A 19,454-nucleotide genomic window follows, 5' to 3' on the forward strand; every position below is an offset into this window, starting at 1 on the left:
TCAACACAAAAATGAATTTAATTCTATTTTCGGTCACTACATTTGTGATTTTGGATTATTTTTACCGTTTTATGCGGTTTGTGAGCACTGATTTGGCTGAAATTGCTTAATTTCTATGCTTTTACTCGAAATCCGGGTTAAGATCAGAGGTGAAGAAAATGGAAAATTTCAAACGACAGGAGATCCTAAGTGTCGGGATTGATATCGGCACGTCGACCACCCAGTTGGTATTTACCAAGATACTGCTGGAAAATATGGCATCAAGTTTTAATATCGCCCGGATTGAAATTATCGGCAAGCGGATCATCTATCGTAGCGAGATTTATTTTACGCCCGTAACCCCTGATGACCGGATTGACATGAATGAGGTCATGAAAATCATTGACAATGAGTTCTTTAAGGCCGGGATAGAGAAAAAAGATATCGACATCGGAGCCGTAATTATCACCGGAGAAACTGCCCGCCGCGCCAACGCCAGCGAGGTGCTGCATAAGCTCAGCGGCTATGCCGGAGACTTTGTGGTAGCAACCGCAGGACCGGTGTTAGAAAGTATTATTTCGGGTAAAGGCGCTGGTTCAGACAAGATTTCAAAAGAGCATAGTACCACTGTTGCAAACATCGACATCGGCGGCGGAACCTCAAATATGGTTATTTTTGACCATGGGACAACCACTAGTACCGGCTGTCTTGATATTGGTGGCCGGCTGGTGAAAATGGATGCCCAGGGAAAAATAATTTACATCAACGAAAAGCTAAAACAGATCATTGAGCATGAAAAATTGGAGATTGCACTGGGTCAAATGGCCAATGAAAATAGTTTGTCAAAATTGGCAAAAATCATGGTAGACCAGCTGGAAACAGCGGTTGGCTTAAGAAAGCAGGATCAATACTATCAGATGATGCTGACCATCGAGGCGATGGAAATAAAAAAACCGATCCAGTATATCACTTTTTCCGGCGGGGTAGCCGATATCGTCTACCATTACGATGAACACGAAGACCTATTTAAGTATCAGGATATCGGAATCATTTTGGGACGAGCGATTCGGCAGTCAGAATTATTTACCAAATTACAGGTATTGGATGCCGAAGAAACGATCCGGGCGACTGTGGTCGGCGCCGGCTCACACACCACTGACATCAGTGGTAGCACGGTTTCTTATGACAAATCGGTGCTGCCGATAAAAAATATCCCAGTCGTGAAAATACCCTTTGCCAACAACGAAGACATTTCAGAAATTGCCCAGGAGGTATCAAAGCGCGTTGAATGGTTTAAACTAGAAGATCAGTTTCAGCAGGTTGCGATTGCTTTTCAAGGCATCAACTCGCCGTCTTTCAAACAAATTGAAGGCTGCGCCGAAGAATTGATCAAAGGACTTAAGGAAATAATCAAGCACGAGTATGCCGTCATCATCATTAGTGAAGTAGATATCGCCAAAGTCCTGGGACAAACCATTAAACGAATCATGAACAACGACCATCCAGTGATCTGTATCGATAGTATTATGGTTAGCGATGGTGACTACATCGACATCGGCAATCCGATAGCCGGGGGAATGGTTTTACCGGTTGCGGTTAAAACCCTGATTTTCAAGTAAAATTTGGCACTAGCAGAAATACCTGTTCATCACGTATGGAAATACGATGAAATAAATTTTTAACATCGGTTTGCCAATGGCTTAACTGGTCAAAGCAGGGATTATTAAACCTAATAATCGGCGCTTTGATCAGTTAAGCAGGAAGCTGAACGAAAGAAAATATTGATTGTTATAAGTATGATAGTCAAAAAAATAAGGAGTGAAAGTATGAAACTAAAAACCGTATTGTTTGGAAAAACCTATCAATTTAAGAACGTGAATGAGGTTCAGGCTAAGGCCAGTGAACAAAAGTCAGGTGACGAATTAGCAGGTTTAGCGGCAACCTCCACGGAAGAACGGGCAGCAGCAAAAATTGTCCTGGCGGATATGCTGTTATCAGATATTCGCAATAACCCGGCGGTTCCTTATGAACTCGATGATGTCACCCGGGTGATTCAAGACCAGGTCAATGAAGCTGTTTATCGGGAAATTAAAAACTGGACAGTCGGCGATTTACGGGATTTCATGATGCTCTACTCATCGACCGGCCCGATTATTCAACGTATTGCAACCGGGTTAACCTCGGAAATGATAGCCGCCGTTACAAAAATTATGTCGAACATGGATCTGATTTATGTGGCCAAAAAAATTGATAATGTGGCAACCTGTGTAACAACCATCGGCCAGCGGGGAATCGCTGCCAACCGTGCCTTGCCTAATCATCAGACTGATGATATCGACGGCATTTTTGCAGAACTTTATGAAGCCCTTGCCTATGGGGTTGGCGATGCTATGCTGGGTCTTAATCCGGTTCAGGATACCGTCGAATCAACCTCGTTCCTACTCCATAAATTATATGATTTTAGAATGAAGTGGGAAATCCCGACCCAAAACTGTGTGCTTTCGCATATTACCACACAGATGGCTGCCCTGCGCAAAGGTGCTCCGCTGGATATGATTTTCCAATCGATTGCCGGAACCCAAAAAGCCAACGAATCCTTCGGTGTTACCACAGCGATGCTCGATGATGCCTATGATCTGGGCAAACGCGAATGTGTTTCCGGTGGTAAAAATATCATGTACTTTGAAACTGGTGAAGGTTCAGAACTTTCGGCAGACGCCCATCTGGGGGTTGATATGTTGACGCTTGAAGCGCGGACCTATGGTTACGCCAGACGATATGACCCATTCTACGTCATGTCAGTAGTCGGTTTTATCGGACCCGAATATATTTATGACTCGGTTCAGCAACTACGAGCCGGACTAGAAGAGCATTTTATGGGAACGCTGTCATTATTCCCGATGGGTGTTGATGTTTGCTATACCAACCATATGCCCGCCAGTCAGAATGACTCAGAGAACCTGGCCTTGTTACTGGCTCATGCCGGGATGCCAGCCTTTGTAACCGCACCAATGGGCGATGATATTATGCTCAACTATCAATTGCTGGGCAATCATGACTGGCAGACACTGTTAGAGTTGTCGGGACTTAAACGGGTACCGGAATTTGAAAAATGGCTGCAAAAGATGGAAATCCTCGATGAATATGGCATGTTTACTGCCAAAGCCGGCGATGCATCAATTTTTCTGAAATAGTAGGAAGGGGTAAAATATTATGATAAATGAAGCTACTTTAAAAGAGTCAATCCGTGACATTATTAAAAATGTGATCAAAGAAGAATTAGCCGGAGCAGCAACAGCAGAGCCTAAAAGCACCGTGAAAGTGTCAGCAACTGAGGTTAATGACAGTGAGGGTTTCGTCGATGATGTAACCCTGGCGACCATGAATGAAACCTTTTATGTACCCGATCCCCATGACCGGGAAGGTTATATGAAGATGAAAGAGTTCACCTCCGGCCGCCTGGGGATCTGGCGAGCTGGCCCCAGACCGCTAACCAAAGCTTATCTGAGATTCTTGGCTGATCATTCAGCGGCTCAAAACGCGGTATGGTCAGACGTCGACGAAAGTCTTGTCAAAGAACTGGGATTCATCCCCCTTGCGACAGTTGCAGTTGACAAATCTGAATATATTAAGAACCCTAACACCGGCAAGAAACTGACCGACGAAGCCGTCGAAACGGTCAAGAAAAACACCGTCAAAAACTTAAATGTGCAAATCGTGTTTGCTGACGGACTCAGCTCACGGGCGATTGAGAAAAATGCGGCTGATTTTTTACCGGCTTTTGAGCAGGGTTTAAAATCACTGGGTCTAAGCTTCTCAACCCCATTCTTTGTCACCAACGGACGGGTTGCTATCGGTGATGAAATTGGCGAAATTACCGATGCCGATGTGGTTGCCGTTTTATGCGGCGAACGACCAGGACTAAACTCGACCGGTTCGATGGGTGCTTACATTACCTACAAACCGACAATGGGGATGGAAGAGGCCAGAAGAACGGTTATCTCAAACATTCACAAGCAGGGAACCGCACCAGTAGAAGCAGGCGCCCAGATCGCTGAACTCTGTCAAACCATGATCAAGCATAAAATGTCTGGTGTTGACTTAAAATTAATATAATTCCGAGGAGGATAAACGAGTGATCGGAGAAAAAATACGCGCAAATGTAGTTTGTATGAATATGATTCCAAATGTCAGTGACGATTTAGCCAAAGCCCTTAATTTAAAGCCCCATCAGAGAAGTTTAGGCCTGATTACCGGGTCGATTGATGATGTGACCTTTATCGCCCTCGATGAAGCCACCAAAGCCGCTGAGGTCGAAGTTATTTATGGTGAATGCCTGTTCTCAGCCTTTGTCGGAATTTTTACTTCTTTTGCTGGCGAAGCAATCGGCATCCTGGCCGGCGAAAATCCGGCTGAAGTAAAGAGCGGTCTTGAAGCGTGTGCCCACTATATTGAAAATGGTGCTTACTTTGTCAATGGCAATGATAAGGGTGAATCGATCTATTTATCCCATTGTGTTTCCAGTACCGGCAGTTATTTATCAGAAACTGCAGAAATCCCCGCCGGCATGCCCTTAGCCTATTGTATTGCTCCACCGATTGAAGCGATCTACGGGATTGATGCGGCACTTAAAGCAGCGGATGTAAAAATCTGCAAGACCTTCTTGCCACCAACAGCGACCTCCAATTTTGCCGGAGCACTGATGACCGGCTCGCAGTCGGCCTGTCAATCAGCCTGTGACGCCTTTGCCCAGGCAGTTCAGTATATTGCCAATAATCCGATTGTGATATAAAAAAATGATTTCTGTCGGGATTATCGATACAGTCGGGTTTACCGGTGCGGTAACGGCCCTGGATACCTGTCTTAAAACCGCAGATGTAGAATTTGTCCGGTATGAAAAAATGTCAGGCGGAATTGTCTCCATCATTATCAAAGGCGATGTTGGGGCTGTTTCAGCAAGTGTTATGGCCGGGATTGAGGCGGCTGCCGCAGTCGGAGAATACCGAAAACACACCATTATTGCCAGGCTCGACGATCAAACCGAGAAGCTGCTGGGTCAATTGACTAGTCGCAGTGATCAAGAACCAAGTGATCAAAAAGCAAGTGATGGTTCGGACGCAACAATAGCTGCCGAAGGCCAGCCACTAAGGCCGGAAGCGCAGGTCTTATTTGATAAAACAACGGATCCGGTGCCATCACCAATTGATCAGGGATCAGAAGTAGACTCAGAAGTAGAAGCCAACGAAGAGTTAACAGCAGCAGCTAGCGAAGCACTAACAGACGAAATAAAAGAACCCAAAGACGAACCCTTGATCTATTCAGAAGAAGCATTAAATGTGATGACCGTTTCGCAATTAAGAAGGCTGGCACGAGAACTGAGCATCAAAGGAATCAGCAGAGAAAAAATCAAAAGATCCCGAAAAGTTGATCTGGTTGTCAATATTTTAAAAGAACTAAGTGAAGAGGAGGAATAATGGTGCAATTAGCAGATAAAGACCTGATATCCATCCAGGAAACCCGGACATTACTAAAAAATGCCAAGAAAGCCCAAGTGGCGTTGGCGCAGCTGAGTCAAGGTCAAATTGATACCATTTGCGAGGCGATTAAAGATGCGGCAATGGCAAATCTTGAACGATTTGCCAAAATGGCCAATGAGGAGACCGGTTTTGGTGTTGCAAAAGATAAGGTGATCAAGAATTATTTTGCCTCGCAGGTTGTCTACGACAGTATTAAAGAGATGAAAACAGTCGGGATTGTCAGTACCGATGAAGCCAAAAAAATCTTTGAAGTGGCCGTGCCGATGGGGGTTATAGCGGGACTGATTCCCTCAACGAATCCCACCTCAACCGTCATTTACAAGGCACTGATCGCCATTAAAGCCGGTAATGCAATTGTTTTTTCACCCCATCCATCTGCCCAACACTGCATTATCGAGACCGTCAGGGTCTTAAAGGAAGCAGCCCTAGCAGCCGGTATGCCGGCAGATTGTATGGCCTGTGTGACCGAAATCACTATGGAAGGCACCGCCGAGCTACTAAAAAATAAAGATACCAGCTTGATCCTCGCAACCGGTGGTGAAGCGATGGTAAAAGCGGCCTACTCTTCTGGTAATCCCGCGATTGGGGTAGGACCCGGGAATGGTCCGGCATTTATCGAAAAAAGTGCCGATATAGCGCTGGCAGTTAAGCAGATCATTGATTCAAAAACATTTGACAACGGTGTTATCTGTGCATCAGAGCAATCCATCATTGTCGAAAAAGAGTCACAAGTGGCAGTTACCAAAGAACTAGAAAAGCAGGGCTGTTATATCTTGTCAGCAGATGAGAAAAAGCAACTAGAAACAATGATGATGACCCCCAGGATGACCATGAATCCCAAAATCGTCGGCAAAACGGCAGTTTATATTGCCGAGATGGCAGGCATTCAAGTACCGCCAGAAACCAGAATCCTGATTGGAATAGAAAGCCAGGTTGGTCATAATATCGCCTTTTCAAGAGAAAAGCTTTGTCCGATACTGGCTTTCTACATCGAAGACGATTGGCAGAAAGCTTGTGAACGATCGATTGAGATTCTCAACAAGGAGGGTGTCGGTCATACCATGATCATCCATTCTCGCGATCAGCAAATCATCAAAGAGTTTGCCCTGAAAAAACCGGTCAGTCGTCTATTGGTGAATACACCAGGAGCATTGGGTGGTGTTGGGGGAACAACAAACCTGATTCCGGCCTTTACCCTGGGCTGCGGAGCAGTCGGAGGTAGCATTACTTCAGATAATATTTCCCCGCTTAATTTACTTAATTTAAGACGGGTAGCCTATGGGGTAAAAGAACTGGAAGAAATTCGTGACACCATCAACAGCGCTATTGATCTTAAGCCGACAGCAAAGCGGGTGTCTGAGCCAAAACTGGATCAGGCCACCGAAGATCAGCTGGATCGGGTTACCGATATAATTTTTGAAAAACTAAAAAATCAATTAAATATTTAATTTTACTTGGAGGTAAATAAAATGGCAAATACAAATGCATTAGGAATGATTGAAACACGTGGTTTGGTAGCAGCAATTGAAGCAGCAGACGCAATGGTAAAAGCAGCAAATGTAACCTTAATCGGAAAAGAACAAATCGGCAGCGGTTTAGTTACCGTTATGGTCAGAGGCGACGTCGGCGCCGTTAAAGCGGCCACCGATGCCGGTGCAGCAGCAGCTGAACGGGTTGGCGATCTGGTCTCTGTCCATGTTATCCCACGTCCCCATGCCGATGTCAACGAGATGCTGCCACAGGAAAAAAACTAGTTTATCAATTTGAATGCCAATGAAATAAGTTGAATTAGAACAAGCTAAATAAAAACGAATCGAAAGTGATGCCAGATAGCTGCAGCGCATTGGGATGACGGCACTTAAGAGCCGCTTGTCACCAGTCACAGGTGACGCTAAAAAGCATCACTTTCATTTAATTAAGGAAGTGAACCAATGAATTTAGTAACCGAAGATGGATTAAAAAAAATCATCAAAAATGGACAAGCGATAAAAAATAATGAATTGCGACTTCCCCAAAACTCAATGTTAACCCCATCGGCAAAATCACTGCTGGCGGATCATAAACTAAAATTGGTGCTGGTTGATGAAACCCCAGTCGATAAAAAGACCGATGCAGATGAAGCCCCGACCGATAAAAAGACTGATGTAATGGAAACGGCCGCTAAATTGGCAGCAAAAAAAATTGGCAAGTTTAGCCTCGAAAGCGGTGGTTATCTCGACGAAAAGCCAGAACACATGACCCAGATTTACGGTAATCTGTTAGTCAACAAAGACCATCAACGGATCAAGCTCAGAGGAGAGATCGATCTGCTAATGGGCGAGATCATGAAAGTTCAAATCCGCGCTAAGGCGCTTGAAAAAAGTGATCTGGTCACCGATCTACACGAAGTATTTGACTATATCGGCAAGCTCTCACGAGCTGAAGTGTTAAATGAACCCTTGAGCACCGACACTATTTTGGGATTGAATGAGCAGGAGATCCGTGCCATGTCTCATAACCCCAAAAAATATTTTGGGCATCAGCACCTATTTAATATTACCTATGAACTAGGTGAGATTCCAATCCTGCTAAACTCACTTCGGGCGATGATCAGGAAAACCGAAGTAGCCTGCTATGAAGCCTTTAAACAGGCCGATGGCACGGTCAGCAGAGGCGACCTGATGCAGGGATACAACCGCTTGTCATCAATTATGTATATCATTATCTTTAAGCATCTGGATCATTAAGACCGGGAGGAACAAGGATGAGTGAGCAAGTAGAAAAAATTGTTGATCTTGTTTATAAAAAAATAGCCGCTAAATTAAAAAGCTTGGGCTACATTGAAATTGAAGCATCGGGACGTCATGTACACCTGTCGCGGCAGGTTGTCGATGAACTGTTTGGTAAGGCTTATGTTTTGACGCATATAAAACCACTATCCCAGCCGGGTCAGTTTGTCTGTGCCGAACGGGTAACCCTGATCGGACCCAAAGGACAACTTTCAAATGTGGTGGTTTTAGGTCCGGAACGTGAGCAGTCACAAATTGAAGTGTCAAAAACCGATGCAAAAATTCTTGGTGTTGATGCGCCAATAAAGGAAAGTGGAAAAATTCAGGGAACACCGGCCATAAAAATTAGTGCCAACGGCAATACCGTTGATCTGAACCAGGGCCTATTAATCGCACAAAGACACATTCACATGTCACTCACAGACGCCGAGTGTTTAGCATTAAAAGATGGTGATCGGGTTGATGTTGCGGTATCTAGTGATCGGCCAGTGATTTTTAAGGATGTCAAGCTCAGAGTCTCGGATCAGTATGATACCGCGATGCATGTTGATTATGATGAGGCCAACGCCTGTAATCTTACCGGGAAAACATTTGGTTTGATCATAAAAACTTAGTGATACAAATTTAGAAAAAGGAGCGGGCAAATGGATCTTGAACGATTAATCGACGAAGTATATCAACGCATCATCGATAAAACAAAACAAGAAGAAATAACAAAGGCAGTGAGTAACGAGGCAGTGAGGCCTGGTAAGAAATTTCTTCAATGCGAGGGCAAGGTTCTGTCAATAGCAGGATACGAAGCAGTATTATTTGAGACAATCAAGGATAAAAGTCAATTTCGGGATTATCAATTTCTGGTGATTACCAGGCTTTCAATCGATGAAATGGCGGCCTCGGTTAGCGGCTTAGCGATTAACGAAAAAACACGGGTATTGCGGCAATTTTTACTAACCGGAAAAACCGTTTATGTCATGGAAGAAGGTCTTGAACACCGGGCTTACAAAGCGATCGCGAATCCCGTATTTTATAACGTTTTCAAAGATCAGGAAACAAAATTAATTCAGTATGGGATGCAAATCATGAGTGCGATAGCTCTGGAAACGGCCCTTGATACTGGAGAGAAGATGGTATCAGCAGAAACGATAAGAAACGAGACCGTAGCCGAATCAGCCGTCAGGAGTGGATCTAGTGCGATTCAGTCAAGTGAAATTAAATCAAGTAATAAATACACGACCGTGAAAAAACTGATCAACCATGAACTGGCAAAGCAGCTTGCTTCGGAAGCCAATATCACCTTAAAAGTGGGGACCTTGATCACCCCATACGCAAATGATGTATTTAGAGAAAATAATACGCGCATTACCTTTATTTAACGCGATTAAAAAGTGAAAAAGGTTTAAAATGGACTCAAATAAAATTAGTTGGAAGCAAGGTCTGGTGATCGCTTTAGGTGAATTGATGAGATGCCAAAGTCGGGAATGTGCTGGCTAGTCATTGCCTGGATTCCGCTGAGCCAAAGCGTTGCAGTGGAAATAAAAAAGTCAGTAGCCAATTAAGTGTTAAAAGTAATTTTTAGGGTATAATGACTGACAGAGCCGATCAGGATGTTTTCAATTAAAGTTATCGCTGGCGCATCATTTTTGCCAGTGTTTATGATTATTATTGGAATCGATCATTCGATGCAGATGACGAGGGAATAATGAGCAAGGTAGAAAATTTTGAAAATTTTGATCATAAAGAGACGCTGCTGAAGATTATTAATGCTTTTGAATGCGCCACCGAATTTAATGCGGTCATTTTAGATATTGAAGGCCGCCAGATCATCCCAGGGGACTGCAGCAATTGCGTGAGTTTTTGTGAGATTGTTCAAAACGCACATGGCGGTAAAGCGAAATGTCAAACCAGTTATAAAAATGCCGGAATTCAGGCCTTAAAATATGCAGAACCTTATATTTTTATGTGTCATGCCGGAATCCTGGCCTTTGCTGCGCCACTGATGATCGATGAAAAATATGCCGGGATTATTATTTGCAGAAATATTTTGATGTGGGAACCGGATGACTTTTTTTTTTGAAGAGCTTAGAGAGAAAAATAGAAATCTGGATATCGTGGCCTTAGAAGAAAGTGTCTCCAAACTTAAAATCGTCAGCTCAAATAAGGTTCATGCGGCAGCTTCGTTATTATACCTGGTGGCAAATCAGGTCATTAACAGCGACAATGAGACCAAAAAGCATAAAAAAGAAATCATGTATCATCAGTCTGTCTTAAATCAGGAGATCAAAGAAAAAAAGCGACTGCACCAGGAATTAATTGATTCCAATGAAAAGATGTATGGACAGTATAAGCTCCAAAAAGAAAAAGAACTATTGGGCAAAATTGCAATATTGGATCGCGACGGAGCCTACCAGGCCTTGTTGGGATGTATGTCGGACATTATGAAAAAATACTTTAGCCGGTTGGACTTATTCAAGACGATGGTTCTGGAATTGATGATCATGATTTCTAGAACAGTGGTTGAAACTGGCGCCGAAATGTCAGATGTTATTATCCTGAATACCAAGGTGATCAATGAGATTTACAATCTCGACAATGAGGCTGAAATCGGCAGTTGGGTTTGTATTATATTGAACAAATACATGGATCTGCTCGAAGGCAAACAAACCTCGATTAAAACCAAACAAATTGTCGATTCAGCAACAGAATACATTCGCGCTAATGTCAGAAAAAACATCACCCTTTTAGATGTAGCCGATGCTGTTTTTGTCAGCCAGTACTACCTCAGCCATGTTTTTAGAGAGGTATTAGAATGTACAGTCGTCGAGTACATCACGAAAGTAAAAATAGAGACGGCCAAAAAACTCCTGCACAATCCCAAAAACAGCGTCGCCGATGTTTCCGAAAAGCTAGGTTTTGGTGACACCAGTTATTTCAGCAAGGTATTTAAGAAAAATGAAGGTATCACGCCAACCCAGTTTCGCAAAAGATTGCTTTAAATAATGAAGGAAGTACATAAAATGTTTGAAGAGATTAAAGAATCGATTTACAATGGTAACGTTCCCCGGACTCAGGAGTTAATTAAAGAATATGCATTACGCAGGGTTTCTACCAAAAGCATTATTGAAGAAGCAATTATTCCGTCGATCGAAGAAGTGGGAAAGAAATTTCAAACGGAAGACTTTTTTATAACCGATGTATTATTATCCGCCCGGGCGGCCAATGCCGCCTTGAGAGCGATTGAAAAACAAGATCGACTGGATGGGAAGTCCATTACCAAGGGGCGGACTCGAGTAGTGATTGGTACGGTCTATGGTGATATCCACAATATCGGAAAAACGATGCTTAGTTTATTGCTGGAAGCTAATAATTATGAGGTGATTGATTTAGGGGTCGATGTGACCGGAGAAAAGTTTGTCAAATCAATCGCAAAATATAAGCCGGATTACGTGATGCTCAGTGCCCTGCTGATGACAACCATGAAAGAAATGCGCTGTGTGATCGATTTAATCCGTGAGCAAAACTCCAGTGAATTTCCCCAGACAAAAATCATGGTTGGCGGCGGTCCGGTAACCGCCGAATTCGCAAAAGAAATTGGCGCTGATGGATATGCCGACGATGCCTATAGTGCAATCGAGTGGGTTAAGGAAAATATCGTCAGCAACGAATAAATCAGCCTGGTTTAGGTCGATCAGTTGATCGACAAAGCCAGTTCCCGGGCCCAGGCATCGACTACCAGTACATCCTCAAGATTGGGACGGGCAATCACCTGATGTTTTTCCATGACCAGTTGGTTAATTCGGGGAATATCCAAAAAGTGGATCTCCTGATTTAAAAATCGCGCCACCGCTATCTCATTGGCAGCATTAAGGACGCAAGCCATCGTCCCGCCAATATCCAGCGCATCATAGGCCAGTTGCAAACAGGGAAAAGCCTGCCGATCTGGTTCCTCGAAGCTCAGCTCGCGCACCTGATTAAAATCCAGAGCCTGACGGTTGTTAGCGATCCGGTCGGGATAGAAAAAGGCGATTTGGATTGGCAGCGCCATATCCGGCATCCCTAATTGAGCAATAGTGGAATGGTCGATGAACTCCACCATCGAATGAATAATACTTTGGGGATGCACCACCACGTCAATCTGATCGCTTTCCAGATTAAAAAGCCATTTGGCTTCAATGACTTCTAAGCCCTTGTTCATCAGGGTGGCTGAATCAATGGTAATTTTTTTGCCCATCGACCAGTTGGGATGCTTCAGCGCCTGGGCTAAGCTAACAGATTGCAGTTGTTCCCGGCTTTGACCCCGAAACGGCCCACCGGAAGCGGTAATGATGATCCGGTCTATTTCTTCATGTTTATTTCCCATCAGACATTGGAAGATAGCACTATGTTCACTGTCCACCGGCAACAGTGATACCCCTGCCGCCGCCACGGCATCGATGACGAGCTGACCGCCGGCGACTAGCGTTTCCTTATTGGCCAGGGCAATATCAATGCCGGCGTGGATGGCCGCCAGGGTTGGCTGCAGCCCAATCATTCCCGAAACCGCCGTCAGTAGCAGATCATTCTCTGACGCCGTTGAAACGGCAATCAGACCGGCCAAACCGGTAACCACTTCCACCCCCGAACCCTTCTTCTGCAGCTGTTTTTCAAGCACCAGTGCGGCATCCCCATCCATCACACAGACCAGCCGCGGACCATAGGCTTCAATCTGTTTTTCCAGCAGATCAATGCGGGTATTGGTCGTTAAACCGACAATATTTAAGGCCTCACTATTTTGTGAAACCACTTCCAAAGCCTGAGTTCCAATCGAACCCGTCGACCCAAGGATACTGATGTTTTTCATAATTACCTCTTTCACACGCTTAATTCTACAAATAATTACTAAAATCATATAATATAATTCTTAAAAATAAGAGATAAATTAAGCAGATGGAATTGTATTAGAATGAAAGCAGTACCGACAATTATTACATCATGTTGCATGCATCAAGGCGGACACTAATAAGAAATTTTATTTCTTATTAGTGTCCGAGTTTGCAGCATACAACAGATTAATAATTGATCGGTACGGGAGCTTCAGATTGCTTGAAAGCCGTTTATTATTTGTTGAGTTCGGTTTATTCCATGTCATTAACCAGTCATTTCAATAATGTATCTCAAACAAGTGAAAATTTCCATTTATTCAGCCATTTCTATCGCATATAATCGTGTAAACGAATAAATTTGGAGGTGTTCTTATGGCAAGAACCTATTATTTTCCGCCAGTAGTCATTATGGAACCCGGTGCAATTGAATTAATTGCTCCCGAGATCAAACGGATGAACGTGAAAAAAGCTTTAGTTGTAACCGATAATGTACTTGTTGAAGCAGGTATTGTTCAAGATGTACTCAATGTATTAGATGGCGCAAAAGTTCCTTATGCGGTTTTTTCAGAGGTTAGACCGAATCCCACGGTTAGCAATGTCAACGCTGGTCTTCAGGCATTGCAGGATAACGGATGTGATTTTGTGGTCAGCATTGGCGGCGGATCGCCCCAGGATACTGCCAAAGGGATTGCCATTCTGGCGACCAACCCAGGCGATCTCAGAGATTACGAAGGTATCGGCAAAACGGCCAATAAATCCTTGCCGATCGTGGCGATTAACACCACCGCCGGAACCGCCAGTGAAGCAACCATTAACTATGTTATCACCGATGAAGAGCGAAAATTGAAAATGGTTATTGTTGATCCCAATTGTCTGGCCACAGTAGCGGTCAACGACCCGGTTTTAATGCTGAAAATGCCAAAATTTTTAACCGCGGCCACCGGTATGGATGCCTTAACCCACGCCATTGAAGGCTACACCACCGCTGGCGCATCGCGCTTTACCGACCTCTTCAATCTGGAAGCCATCAAGGCTATTTCTGGCAGTCTCAGACAAGCCGTTGAAGACGGTGATGATCTGGATGCCCGGGAAGCGATGGCCTATGGTCAGTTTGTTACCGGGATGGGCTTCTCAAACGGCGGGTTAGGTATTGTTCACTCGATGGCGCACCAACTCGGCGGCTTCTATGATCTGCCGCATGGTGTTTGTAATGCCATTCTGCTGCCCTATGTAACCGCATTTAACGCTGATGCAGTCGGTGAACGACTAAAAGATATTGCCCAGGCAATGGGAGTTGACACCAGCCGTCGGGAACCGAAAGAAATTAATATTATGGCCATTGATGCCATTAAAAAACTGTCTAAAGATGTCGGCATTCCAACCGGACTCAAAGAAATCGGCGTTAAAGAAGAAGATTTTGGCCAATTGGCAGATCTGGCCTTAGCCGATATCTGCACCGGCGGAAATCCCAAGTGCCCAAGCAAAGAAGATGTGATTGCTATTTATAAAGCGGCTTTTTAAGACCTGATTTTAAAGCTATATTTAGGCATGAATAATAAAAACCCTTGATAATTCTTTTGAGATCAAGAAAAAGACATTCTGAACTTCTGGAATGTCTTTTTTCGATTGGAAACGAAGATATATCGCATGTATCTTCGGTTTATACAAAATATTTTCAAGTTATTTTATTGTTTTTGTTTTAATTGAAACGCGAATATGGTATAATACAACCGTTACAAAAACAATTAAATTTAAAGCAAACGTAACAACAAATAGACAGGGTCACAATTAAGATTGTGGGAAAGGGGAAAAATGAAAAAACATAAAATAGTATCAGGAATCGTTACTGGTTCCCTGGTTTTGGCATTTTTAACAGCACCCGTTAATGCGGCTTCATTAACCGAGCAATTGGCTGAAAGTAATGCTCGACAAGCAGCGGCAAAATATCAAGTTGATATGACTCAGAACACCATCAATGGAATTGAAGAAGAAATCAGTAAGGTGAATGAAGAGGTTAGTCGAATCAGTGGGATTGTCAGTGCCATCAATGCCGAACTAGCTGTCATCGAAAGCAATATTGCTAAAAAACAGGAAGAACTGAAAATAGCAGAGGCAAAAAAACTGGAGCAGGAAGAAGCCATGAGTGATCGGGTTCGAGCCATGTATATGTATGGCAATGGCAGCATCATGGAGTTTATTTTCTCAGCTTCGGATTTTTCGGATTTTATCACGAAAGTGGATATGTCCCGTTACATCATGACAGCCGATAAGGGTTCCCTGAATGCGCTGGATGAAACTAAAAAAGTAATCGATGAGAAAAAACTAAGCATTGAGGCAGATCGATTAAAAACAGTTGAGAAAAAAACCGAACAAGAAATTGTTTTAACCCAGCAGGAAGACGTCTTAGCTCAAAAAGATCAATTGCTGGCTCAAAATCAAGCGGCACTAAACGAGTATAAGGCCATCGAAGAGGCTGAAGCAGCAACCTCAGCTGATATTGAAGGCCAATTACAAGCCTATTATGAACAGCAACGTGCTGCTGCCGAACAGGCCGCAGCTGAACAAGCAGCGGCTCAGAATAGCGGCGGCGCTGACAACTCAGGTGGTGGTGGAGACACGCCTAGCTCAGGCGGTGGTGGCGGATCAACAGCAGCCCCAGAATATTCCAGCTCTTATGTCTGGCCTGTCAACGGACCGATTACCAGTGAATTTGGTTGGCGGATCCATCCCATTTGGGGCGGTTCGCGATTCCATGCCGGCATCGATATCGGCGCATCAACCGGTACCCCAGTAGCCGTTGCTGGTAACGGAACAGTGATCTCAGCCGGTTGGAACGGCGGTTATGGAAATTGTGTCATTGTTGATATTGGCAATGGTTTATCCGTAGTCTATGCCCATTTAAGTGCAATGTATGTCTCGTCAGGCGAAACCGTCTCGGCGGGTCAGAGTATTGGTGCAGTTGGTAGCACTGGCGACTCAACCGGAGCCCATCTTCATTATGAAGTACGACTATATGGTTCACCAATCAGTCCCTATATCTAAGATTTTCTTAATTCTTGTCAATTAAAATAAGTAGAGAAAAGATTCGTAAGCTAACAGTCTTTTCTCTTTTATTTTGTCTCAAAACATCAGTGCGTCATCTAGGCGGTGGGATATAACCACAAAAAAGATGAAATTAAACAATTCGGATACATTTGTTACAAAAAATTCATTTTTTTAATGAATTAATCCTAAAAGTGTGCTAGAATAAATTTAGTGATAAATGAGGAATGCTCAGCAGCTTAAAAAGCTGACCTATCTACGAAAAGACGATGCTATTCCTAAGTCGATTTAATTAATAGTATCTTAACTGATCAATAAACGTTTAAGAAGAAAATAGGTCAGTGCGTGTTAGAATACCCTTTCAAAGCAATAAGTAACGTTAAGTAATTCAGGAGTGGCTAAATATGATAGAATTTAAAAATGTAACCAAGGGTTACGATAAAAACAAGAGTGATGCCCTTAAAAATGTCAGTCTCTTTATTGATAAGGGCGAATTTGTTTTTCTGGTCGGCAGAAGCGGTGCGGGTAAATCGACGTTTATTAAGCTTCTTTTAAGAGAAATTGAAGCGACCGAAGGGTCAGTTTACATTAATAATTTTAATGTCTCTAAATTATCAAAAAAAGAGATTCCTTTCTTAAGACGAAAAATGGGAATCGTATTTCAGGATTTTCGGCTACTTGAAAACAAAAGTGTTTATGAAAATGTCGCCTATGCCATGGAAATAATTGGAAAGTCTGAAAAACAGATCCAAAAGCGAGTACCCTTGGCTCTCGATATGGTTGGTTTATCACATCGCATGAACCATTATCCCCACGAGTTATCGGGGGGAGAACAACAGCGGGTGGTTATTGCCCGGGCGATCATTAATAATCCGTCGATTTTGATTTGTGATGAGCCGACCGGTAACCTTGATCCCGAAACGTCCTATGAAATTATTAGCATCTTAGAAGAAATCAACCGACGCGGAACGACAATCCTGGTGGTAACTCATGACCGGGAAATTGTTGATACCATGAAAAAACGGGTTTTGACACTAGAAGATGGTGTGCTTAAGGTAGATGATGCGACAGGCAGGTACGGCTATGAAGTTTAGTTCCATAAAAACAATGCCCAAAAATGTTGTTCGTGATACCCTGAAAAGTATCGAGCGAAACAACCTGATGAGTGTCGCCTCGGTACTGTCGGTTATCGCTGCTTTAATTATCCTGGGGATTTTTCTGATTTTAACCATTAATGTTCAGGAAGTCACCAAGGATGTCGAATCAAAACTGGAGTTGAAGATATTTCTGCAGTCCGATTTTACCGATACCCAGGGAAAAACGATTCAACAGGCGCTTGAAAAAAGCAGTTTAATTGAAAGTGTCACCTTTGAAAGTGCTGAGGAAGCATTAGAAAAATTCACGGTTAGTCTAGAAGATTACGCGCCGTTGCTCAGTGGTTACAATTCCGAGAACAACCCGATGCCAGCATCCTTTGTTGTCCGGGTAACCGATCCTGAAGATATGGACGAGGTTCAAAATCTGGCAATGTCTTTTCGTGGTAATGGGGTTGAATATGTCCGCTACGGACAGGAGTATGTTGAAGCGCTGGTAAGCTTTAATAAATTTACGAATACCTTGAGTATCGTGGTGCTGGCAGTGCTGTCGATGATTTCGATCTTTATTATTTACAATACCATTAAGTTAACCGTCTTTGCAAGACGTCGCGAAATTGGCATTATGAAATATGTCGGGGCAACTAACTCCTATATCCGGGCACCTTTTATTTTGGAAGGTACGATGCTTGGTTTAATGGGCGCAATCGTGGCATTCCTGATTATCCGGATTACCTACTATTATATATTGGGTTTAGTTGGTGGAAATCTTTTTCTGCCGGTCGATGCCACCTTGGCTTCTCCAGATACAGTAATGGGACAATTGCTATTCTTCTTCCTGATTTACGGAGGATTTATTGGCGCAGTTGGTAGTATATTTGCGATTCGCAAATTCTTGGATGTATAAATGATTAGACTTGATCAAAAACAGGAGGTTTGTCGGATGACAAAAAAACGAATAATTTCAGGCATTGTGGGTGTCTTTGTGACATTGGGGATTTTAGTATCGCCAGTCAATGCAGCATCGTTGCAAGAACAACTAGCGGAAAGCAATGAAAAACAAGCAGCCGCTCAGTATCAAATTGATATGACCCAAAATACCATTGCCGGAATTGAGACCGAAATTGGTAAGGCCAATGAAGAAATGAGCCGCATCAGTGGCGTTATTGATACAATTAATGCTGAAATTGCTACATTGGAAGCCAATATTGCTAAAACTCAGCAGGAATTAGATATTGCCGAAGCCAAACGAAAAGAACAGGAAGAATCCATGAATGAGCGTGTGCGCACCATGTACATGTACGGAAATGGTAGTATGCTGGAGTTTTTATTTACTTCCAGTGACTTTGCCGATTTTGTCACCAAGGTTGATATGTCCCGCTATATTATTGAGTCCGATAAGGGATCACTGGATGCTTTAGCCGAAACGAAAAAAATCATCGATGAAAAAAAGGCGAAAATTGAAGCTGATCGTCTGCTGACGATCTCTAAAAAAGCCGAACAAGAGACAGCATTATCCCAGCAACAGGAAATCAAAGCCCAAAAAGATAGTTTATTAGCCCAAAATCAGGCCATTGTGGCTGAGTATCAGGCAATTGTTGCGGCTGAAGCTGCCAATGCAGCCAGTATTGAATCACAGGTACGGCAAATGATGGCGGCTCAGGCAGCAGCCTCTGGCGGTTCAACCACGGGCGGAAGCACTAGTTTTGTACCATCGAACGGTACCTACCAATGGCCAACCCCGGGTTATTATCCAAGCGCATCAGATGATTACTTCGGTACCCGACTTCACCCGATCTGGGGTGATTATCGAACCCATTATGGGGTCGATATGGGGGCACCTTCAGGAACCCCAATTCTGGCCATGGGTAATGGATCAATTATCTCAGCCGGTTGGAATGGCGGCTATGGAAATTGTGTGATCGTCGATTTAGGTAATGGCCTTCAAGCCATGTATGCTCATATGAGCGGATTTGCAGTGTCGTCAGGACAAACCGTCAATAAAGGCGATGTGGTTGGTTATGTTGGTTCAACCGGAGATTCCACCGGTGCCCATTTGCATTTCGGGGTTCTTTCAGGAGGATCATTTGTAGATCCTTTAGGATACTTTTAAGCGAAACATTGTAGAATATAATTAAAGAACAGGAGAAAAGAATCATGATTCTTTTCTCCTGT

Annotated in this window: 19 protein-coding genes; 18 read left to right on the plus strand and 1 reads right to left on the minus strand. The window is 43.5% G+C overall.

Annotated elements, in window-relative coordinates; translation table 11 throughout:
- The first annotated feature begins 158 nt into the window (after positions 1-158).
- From eutA to QZ998_RS09330, 13 genes are all read left to right on the plus strand, one after another.
- On the plus strand, positions 159-1,598 hold the full coding sequence (gene eutA / locus QZ998_RS09270) for an ethanolamine ammonia-lyase reactivating factor EutA (protein ID WP_296559943.1): 1,440 nt from the start codon (positions 159-161) through the stop codon (positions 1,596-1,598).
- 207 nt (positions 1,599-1,805) lie between these two features.
- Positions 1,806-3,173 carry an ethanolamine ammonia-lyase subunit EutB gene (locus tag QZ998_RS09275; protein WP_296559946.1) on the plus strand — a complete coding sequence of 456 codons (1,368 nt, stop codon included), beginning with the start codon at positions 1,806-1,808 and terminating at the stop codon, positions 3,171-3,173.
- Positions 3,174-3,192: 19 nt separating this feature from the next.
- Entirely contained in the window at positions 3,193-4,095 is a 903-nt protein-coding gene (gene eutC, locus QZ998_RS09280; RefSeq protein ID WP_296559948.1) for an ethanolamine ammonia-lyase subunit EutC, read from the plus strand.
- Between the two features lie 19 nt (positions 4,096-4,114).
- Positions 4,115-4,771, plus strand: coding sequence for an ethanolamine utilization microcompartment protein EutL (gene eutL / locus QZ998_RS09285; RefSeq protein ID WP_296559950.1), 657 nt, complete (start codon positions 4,115-4,117; stop codon positions 4,769-4,771).
- A gap of 4 nt (positions 4,772-4,775) precedes the next feature.
- Positions 4,776-5,453, plus strand: coding sequence for a BMC domain-containing protein (locus tag QZ998_RS09290; RefSeq protein WP_296559951.1), 678 nt, complete (start codon positions 4,776-4,778; stop codon positions 5,451-5,453).
- Entirely contained in the window at positions 5,453-6,964 is a 1,512-nt protein-coding gene (locus QZ998_RS09295) for an acetaldehyde dehydrogenase (acetylating) (RefSeq protein WP_366512421.1), read from the plus strand. The genes QZ998_RS09290 and QZ998_RS09295 overlap by 1 nt, the downstream gene beginning before the upstream one ends.
- Before the next feature lie 21 nt (positions 6,965-6,985).
- Positions 6,986-7,270 (plus strand): ethanolamine utilization microcompartment protein EutM, encoded by a 285-nt coding sequence (gene eutM, locus QZ998_RS09300; protein WP_026395993.1) that lies wholly within the window; start codon positions 6,986-6,988, stop codon positions 7,268-7,270.
- 177 nt (positions 7,271-7,447) lie between these two features.
- Positions 7,448-8,242 carry a cobalamin adenosyltransferase gene (locus tag QZ998_RS09305; protein WP_296559953.1) on the plus strand — a complete coding sequence of 265 codons (795 nt, stop codon included), beginning with the start codon at positions 7,448-7,450 and terminating at the stop codon, positions 8,240-8,242.
- 17 nt (positions 8,243-8,259) lie between these two features.
- Positions 8,260-8,898, plus strand: coding sequence for a phosphate propanoyltransferase (pduL, locus tag QZ998_RS09310; protein WP_296559955.1), 639 nt, complete (start codon positions 8,260-8,262; stop codon positions 8,896-8,898).
- A gap of 30 nt (positions 8,899-8,928) precedes the next feature.
- Positions 8,929-9,657, plus strand: a complete 729-nt coding sequence (locus QZ998_RS09315) for a hypothetical protein (protein WP_296559957.1) — start codon at positions 8,929-8,931, stop codon at positions 9,655-9,657.
- Positions 9,658-9,983: 326 nt separating this feature from the next.
- The gene (locus QZ998_RS09320) at positions 9,984-10,358 is read left to right on the plus strand and encodes a PocR ligand-binding domain-containing protein (RefSeq protein WP_296559960.1); all 375 of its coding nucleotides are present in this window, start codon (positions 9,984-9,986) and stop codon (positions 10,356-10,358) included.
- The gene (locus QZ998_RS09325) at positions 10,342-11,277 is read left to right on the plus strand and encodes a helix-turn-helix domain-containing protein (protein WP_296559962.1); all 936 of its coding nucleotides are present in this window, start codon (positions 10,342-10,344) and stop codon (positions 11,275-11,277) included. The genes QZ998_RS09320 and QZ998_RS09325 overlap by 17 nt, the downstream gene beginning before the upstream one ends.
- 21 nt (positions 11,278-11,298) lie before the next feature.
- Positions 11,299-11,949, plus strand: coding sequence for a cobalamin-dependent protein (locus QZ998_RS09330; RefSeq protein WP_296559964.1), 651 nt, complete (start codon positions 11,299-11,301; stop codon positions 11,947-11,949).
- A gap of 20 nt (positions 11,950-11,969) precedes the next feature.
- Here QZ998_RS09330 and QZ998_RS09335 read toward each other — a convergent pair whose 3' ends face one another.
- Positions 11,970-13,124, minus strand: coding sequence for a 1-deoxy-D-xylulose-5-phosphate reductoisomerase (locus QZ998_RS09335; RefSeq protein ID WP_366512423.1), 1,155 nt, complete (start codon positions 13,122-13,124; stop codon positions 11,970-11,972).
- Between the two features lie 391 nt (positions 13,125-13,515).
- On the opposite strand from QZ998_RS09335, the gene QZ998_RS09340 reads away from it, so the two are divergent.
- The 5 genes from QZ998_RS09340 to QZ998_RS09360 all read left to right on the plus strand — a co-directional run bounded on the left by QZ998_RS09340 (position 13,516) and on the right by QZ998_RS09360 (position 19,392).
- The gene (locus tag QZ998_RS09340) at positions 13,516-14,664 is read left to right on the plus strand and encodes an iron-containing alcohol dehydrogenase (RefSeq protein ID WP_296559966.1); all 1,149 of its coding nucleotides are present in this window, start codon (positions 13,516-13,518) and stop codon (positions 14,662-14,664) included.
- 291 nt (positions 14,665-14,955) lie between these two features.
- Entirely contained in the window at positions 14,956-16,185 is a 1,230-nt protein-coding gene (locus QZ998_RS09345) for a M23 family metallopeptidase (RefSeq protein WP_296559968.1), read from the plus strand.
- 404 nt (positions 16,186-16,589) lie between these two features.
- Entirely contained in the window at positions 16,590-17,279 is a 690-nt protein-coding gene (ftsE, locus tag QZ998_RS09350) for a cell division ATP-binding protein FtsE (RefSeq protein ID WP_111887678.1), read from the plus strand.
- Positions 17,245-18,186 carry a permease-like cell division protein FtsX gene (gene ftsX / locus QZ998_RS09355; protein ID WP_296559973.1) on the plus strand — a complete coding sequence of 314 codons (942 nt, stop codon included), beginning with the start codon at positions 17,245-17,247 and terminating at the stop codon, positions 18,184-18,186. The genes ftsE and ftsX overlap by 35 nt, the downstream gene beginning before the upstream one ends.
- 36 nt (positions 18,187-18,222) lie before the next feature.
- On the plus strand, positions 18,223-19,392 hold the full coding sequence (locus QZ998_RS09360) for a M23 family metallopeptidase (protein WP_296559975.1): 1,170 nt from the start codon (positions 18,223-18,225) through the stop codon (positions 19,390-19,392).
- Positions 19,393-19,454 lie beyond the last annotated feature (62 nt).

Origin of the sequence: uncultured Acetobacterium sp., from assembly GCF_927416815.1 — a bacterium.
GTDB lineage: Bacteria > Bacillota > Clostridia > Eubacteriales > Eubacteriaceae > Acetobacterium.

Coding starts and splice junctions, on each gene's coding strand:
- ftsE (WP_111887678.1), top strand. CDS start 16,590: ATGATAGAATTTAAAAATGTAACCAAGGGTTACGATAAAAACAAGAGT.
- QZ998_RS09325 (WP_296559962.1), top strand. CDS start 10,342: ATGACTTTTTTTTTTGAAGAGCTTAGAGAGAAAAATAGAAATCTGGAT.
- QZ998_RS09320 (WP_296559960.1), top strand. CDS start 9,984: ATGAGCAAGGTAGAAAATTTTGAAAATTTTGATCATAAAGAGACGCTG.
- eutA (WP_296559943.1), top strand. CDS start 159: ATGGAAAATTTCAAACGACAGGAGATCCTAAGTGTCGGGATTGATATC.
- QZ998_RS09295 (WP_366512421.1), top strand. CDS start 5,453: ATGGTGCAATTAGCAGATAAAGACCTGATATCCATCCAGGAAACCCGG.
- QZ998_RS09315 (WP_296559957.1), top strand. CDS start 8,929: ATGGATCTTGAACGATTAATCGACGAAGTATATCAACGCATCATCGAT.
- QZ998_RS09360 (WP_296559975.1), top strand. CDS start 18,223: ATGACAAAAAAACGAATAATTTCAGGCATTGTGGGTGTCTTTGTGACA.
- eutC (WP_296559948.1), top strand. CDS start 3,193: ATGATAAATGAAGCTACTTTAAAAGAGTCAATCCGTGACATTATTAAA.
- pduL (WP_296559955.1), top strand. CDS start 8,260: ATGAGTGAGCAAGTAGAAAAAATTGTTGATCTTGTTTATAAAAAAATA.
- QZ998_RS09340 (WP_296559966.1), top strand. CDS start 13,516: ATGGCAAGAACCTATTATTTTCCGCCAGTAGTCATTATGGAACCCGGT.
- eutM (WP_026395993.1), top strand. CDS start 6,986: ATGGCAAATACAAATGCATTAGGAATGATTGAAACACGTGGTTTGGTA.
- QZ998_RS09290 (WP_296559951.1), top strand. CDS start 4,776: ATGATTTCTGTCGGGATTATCGATACAGTCGGGTTTACCGGTGCGGTA.
- QZ998_RS09330 (WP_296559964.1), top strand. CDS start 11,299: ATGTTTGAAGAGATTAAAGAATCGATTTACAATGGTAACGTTCCCCGG.
- QZ998_RS09305 (WP_296559953.1), top strand. CDS start 7,448: ATGAATTTAGTAACCGAAGATGGATTAAAAAAAATCATCAAAAATGGA.
- QZ998_RS09345 (WP_296559968.1), top strand. CDS start 14,956: ATGAAAAAACATAAAATAGTATCAGGAATCGTTACTGGTTCCCTGGTT.
- QZ998_RS09275 (WP_296559946.1), top strand. CDS start 1,806: ATGAAACTAAAAACCGTATTGTTTGGAAAAACCTATCAATTTAAGAAC.
- ftsX (WP_296559973.1), top strand. CDS start 17,245: ATGATGCGACAGGCAGGTACGGCTATGAAGTTTAGTTCCATAAAAACA.